The 3,163-nt window shown below is 67.0% G+C and carries 2 protein-coding genes; both read left to right on the plus strand.

The annotated features are described in order from the left end of the window. Nucleotides 1-714 (plus strand): hypothetical protein (locus OXK16_12690; protein ID MDE0376800.1); only part of this gene is annotated, 714 nt, incomplete at its 5' end. A gap of 197 nt (nt 715-911) precedes the next feature. Next, nucleotides 912-3,163 (plus strand): phosphoenolpyruvate carboxylase (locus OXK16_12695; protein MDE0376801.1); only part of this gene is annotated, 2,252 nt, incomplete at its 3' end.

The raw sequence follows: 3,163 nt of genomic DNA on the forward strand, positions 1-3,163 counted from the left end.
TACCTGATGACCAAGTCGTTCGCCGAGGAGTACGGGATCGCCACTCTCGACGATCTGAACAACAACCCCGATGCGATCGCAGCCTACGACGCCCAGGACGCCAATCCGGGTAACGGCATAGCCGATATCTACGGATGTCCGGAGAGTTGGACCTGTGACGACATCATCCAGAGCCAGATCGCCTTCTCCGGATGGGAGAACATCGAGCAGGTTCTGGCCGGCTACGACGCCATGTTCGCCGAGGCGACGGCCAAGGCCGACGCCGGCGAGCCCATGGTCGCCTATACATGGACCCCGAGTTCGTACATCACGGCTCTGCGTCCAGGCGACAACGTGGTATGGGTAGGGGTCGTGAACCCGATCGACGACTCCAATCCGCTCGGCCGCGAAGGCGGCGCGGAGTGGGACCAGCGACCCGGCACCACGTCCGCCATCAGCGCCGAGTCCTGCCCGAGCGCAGCCGATGATGGAGTGTGCGAGATCGGTTGGGTGGCCGCTGACGTCATCGCCTCGGCCCGCCATGACTTCCTGGCCAACAACCCGGCCGCGGCCAAGCTGCTCGAGATCGTGCAGCTCAACGTCGTCGACGTCTCGCAACAGATCGTGAAGCAGGACGCCGGGGAGGATCTCGGTTCGCTGGTCACCCAGTGGATCGCCGACAACCAGGATCAGGTTGATACATGGCTCGCGGAGGCTAACGCCGCCGCCGCCTAGGTCCGACCGTCAACAAACGAGCACTATCGGAGGGCGCCGCTTTGTCGGCGCCCTCCCTCTGTTCGTAGGGACGAGAGCGACGTGCCGGCTCCCTGTACTGCGAGAATGGTGGCTGCTACAAGCGTCTGCGCATGAAACCGAGAGCAAGACCCACCGGGGACATACCCGAACCGTCTCAACGAACGGCCTCTCCCGAGTTGGCTGACGCCGATCTGCGGGCCGACATCCGGCGCCTCGGCCGCCAGTTGGGCGACACGCTGGTCCGCCAGCACGGCCGGGAACTACTCCACTCTGTCGAACGGGTCCGGACCCTGTCCCGCCGGCTGCGGTCGGCGCAGGTCGAGGTGTCCCACGAACTCGCCGAGCTGCTTCGAGAGGTGGACCTCGAAACGGCCCTCCAGCTGGCTAAAGCCTTCACCGTCTACTTCCATCTCGCCAACGTGACCGAGCAGGTCCATCGGGTCGAGGATCTGAACGCCGAGGGGGACACGCTCGAACGCGGATTCGAGGAGAGCCTCGTCGCGCTGGTCGAGTCGGGAATACCGGCCGCCGAAGCCGTCGCTCTGATCCACCGGACGGTGCTGAAGCCGGTCTTCACCGCCCATCCGACCGAGGCCACCCGCCGCACCGTCCTCGAGAAGCTCAGCGAGATCGCCGACGCCACCGCCACCAGAAGCAACCCGAGAACCTCCGAGGCGGATCGGGCGCGTGTCGACCGCCGGGTGGAGGAACTCATCGAGGCGATCTGGCAGACCGACGAGCTTCGCGACCAGCAGCCGAACCCGATCGACGAAGCCCGCTTCGTCCGCCACTACCTCGAACAGACCGTCCGCGAGGCCATACCGGGCCTGCTGGACAACATCGCCGCTGCGGTGCATCTGATCGGCGGCGAGCTGAGCACCGATGCCAGCCCGATCCGGTTCGGTTCATGGGTGGGAGGCGACCGGGACGGAAACCCCAACGTCACACCGCAGATGACGCGCACGGTCGTGGAACAGCAGCGCCAGACCGCCCTCGAGGTTCTCATCTCGGAGGTAGCGGGTCTGGCCGGCGAACTGAGCCCGAACACCCGCATCACGGAGATATCGGACGGGATGGCGGCCTTCATCGAACGGCGCCGCGAGTCGTATCGCGATGCGCTGGAATCCACCAAGGACCGCGAGCCCTACCGCCAGGGCCTGGCGATCGTCCACCAGCGCCTCGTGGAGGCACGCGACGGCGGACCGCGCGCCTACCGCTCCCCGCGTGAACTCCTCGACGACCTCGCCGTGCTCGAATCCTCCCTGCGGGAGAATCGAGGCACCCTCCAGGCCCGCGGCCGGCTGGCGCGGACCCGGCTGCTGGCGGCCATGATCGGTTTCCATCTGGCCGCGCTCGACATCCGCCAGCACACCGATCACCACCACCGGGCAATCGCATCGCTCACCTCCTATCTCGGCACCGGTTACGGCGACCTGGATCGGCAAGGCAGGACCGGGTTCCTGACCCGCGAGCTCTCGGGCACCCGGCCGGTGGCGCCGCCCGGTACCGGAGCCGGCGGGGACGAGACACTGGATCTCTTCGGCCTGCTGAGGAACCTGCTGGACGAGCACGGCGATCAGGTCATCGACTCCTACATCATCTCGATGGCCCGGGGAGTGGACGACGTGCTGGCCCCGATGATGCTGGCCCGCGAGGTGGGCCTGGTCGATCCGGTCCGGGGCGTGGCGCGCCTCGGCTTCGTCCCGCTGTTCGAGACCATCGACGACCTGCGGCTGATCGGTCCCACCCTGGAGGAGTTGCTGGAGGTGCCCGCCTACCGGCGGCTCCTGGATCTGCGCGGCGGGATCCAGGAAGTCATGGTCGGATATTCCGACTCAAACAAGGACGGGGGGATCACCACCTCGCAATGGGAGATCCACAAGGCCTTGCTGGCCATCCGCGACATCTCCCGCCGCTCCGGGATACGAATCGACGTCTTCCACGGGCGGGGAGGGTCCGTCGGCCGGGGAGGCGGCCCCACCCATGCCGCCATCCTCAGCCAGCCGTACGGAGCGCTGGACGGCGTCATCAAGCTCACCGAGCAGGGCGAGGTGATCGCCGACAAGTACGGACTGGCCGAACTCGCCCACCGGAACCTCGAACTGGCACTCTCGGCCCTGGTGGAGGCGTCCTTGGCCCACCGCGCCCCTCACCACGCTGTAGAGGACGTACGGCGATGGCACGAGATCATGAGCCTCGTGTCCTCCGCCGCGTACGAGACCTACCGGCGGTTCATCGACGACCCGGGCATGGTCGAGTACTTCACCACCTCGACACCGGTGGAGGAGCTCGGCCTGCTCAACATCGGATCCCGGCCTGCCAAGCGACACCAGACGGCCGGGGTCACCCACCTCCGGGCCATTCCGTGGGTGTTCGGCTGGACCCAGTCACGCCAGATCGTCCCCGGTTGGTACGGGGTGGGAAGCGG

Source organism: bacterium, assembly GCA_028821235.1.
Taxonomy (GTDB): domain Bacteria; phylum Actinomycetota; class Acidimicrobiia; order Spongiisociales; family Spongiisociaceae; genus Spongiisocius.